The organism is Coprococcus sp. ART55/1 (assembly GCF_000210595.1).
GTDB classification, from domain to species: Bacteria; Bacillota; Clostridia; order Lachnospirales; family Lachnospiraceae; genus Coprococcus; species Coprococcus aceti.
Genome location: NC_021018.1, coordinates 2,983,839 through 2,985,157, shown reverse-complemented (window position 1 = coordinate 2,985,157; position 1,319 = coordinate 2,983,839). Strand labels below are relative to the sequence as shown.

At 37.5% G+C, this 1,319-nt stretch carries 2 protein-coding genes; both read left to right on the top strand.

Annotated features, from left to right (window positions below; all coding sequences use genetic code 11):
- On the top strand, nucleotides 1-578 hold a 578-nt coding region (locus CCU_RS14320; RefSeq protein ID WP_208896298.1), incomplete at its 5' end, for an ABC transporter substrate-binding protein.
- Complete coding sequence (locus CCU_RS14315; RefSeq protein ID WP_015535023.1) at nucleotides 541-1,206, top strand: ABC transporter substrate-binding protein; 666 nt, start codon at nucleotides 541-543, stop codon at nucleotides 1,204-1,206. The genes CCU_RS14320 and CCU_RS14315, both read left to right, overlap by 38 nt.
- Nucleotides 1,207-1,319 lie beyond the last annotated feature (113 nt).

Genomic DNA, 1,319 nt, shown 5'->3' with positions numbered 1-1,319 from the left:
TAATTAGTGGTTGCGGAGAGCAAAAAACAGATATGGCTGTCGGGGATACGATAACTATAGAATATTCCTGGTGGGGCGATGATAGTAGAAACCAGTACACACTGGATGCTGTTGATATATTTGAAAAAGAAAATCCAGAAATAAACGTCAAATGCAAATATGGTGTGTGGAATGGATACGAGAAAAGACAGCATATATATATGAAATCACAGGAGACTCCGGATGTTATGCTCATAAATTATGGCTGGCTTGATACATATTCTTCTGACGGATCTGGCTTTTATGATCTTAATACGCTTTCGGATTATATTGATTTTGAAAACTATACTGAAGAAGAGCTTGCCTTTGGAACAAAAAATGGAAGATTAAATGCTGTTCCTATCGCGTTCAATACGGAGACTTTTTATTATAATGAGACTCTTTGGAACTCATATGGACTTAGTATTCCCAGAACATGGGATGACTTGTTTGATGCAGCCAGAATCATGAGCAAAGATGGGGTATATCCTCTGGGCATGACAAAAAAATCATTATTTTTTTATGCTGCTTTCACATTATATACAGACAACCGGAAATGATCCGGTCAAATCTGATGGCACATTGAATCTGAATAAGGAACAGATAGGTGACATGTTGGATTTTTATAAGGAACTACTTGATAAAAAAGTCTTAATGTCTGTAGATTCATTTAACAGGAATGCTTTTGCCAGCGGTGAGGTTGGCGGCACTCTTGCGTGGGTAAGTGATGCAGGAGGATATTGTGATCCTTTGAAGGAAAATGGATATGATGTAAAAATAGGAGAATACATATGTGAGCCGGGGGCAAAATCTTTAGGCTGGTTTGTTAAACCTGCAACAATGTATGCGATAAGTAATAATACTGAACACCCAGAAGCGGCCGCAAAGCTGTTGAATTATCTGTTGAACGGTGAGGAAATGACTTTAAGACAGGGAACAGAAAAGGGTGTTCCGATCAGCAGTTCGGCACTTGCTGTTCTTGATGAGCATGATATGCTGACTGGATTTGAGGTACAGGCAGATGCTATGAGAAAAGAAAACAGCGACAAATTGTCGATTATGGCACCGATATTGGAATCTGAGGATGTGTATGGATCATTTAAATCAGATTCTGACTATTATCTGTACGATAAGTTGAGCCGTGATGAGACTATAGACAGAATTTATAGCGATATGTATAAGGAATAAAATAGTTGACAAAATGATCGATATGTTTTAACATAACGGTGTTATCAAGCGTAACACTGTTATGTTATTTTATATTATAATTAAATGGGTGAGGATTATGGCAAAGAAAATAC

Coding starts and splice junctions, on each gene's coding strand:
- CCU_RS14315 (WP_015535023.1), top strand. CDS start 541: ATGCTGCTTTCACATTATATACAGACAACCGGAAATGATCCGGTCAAA.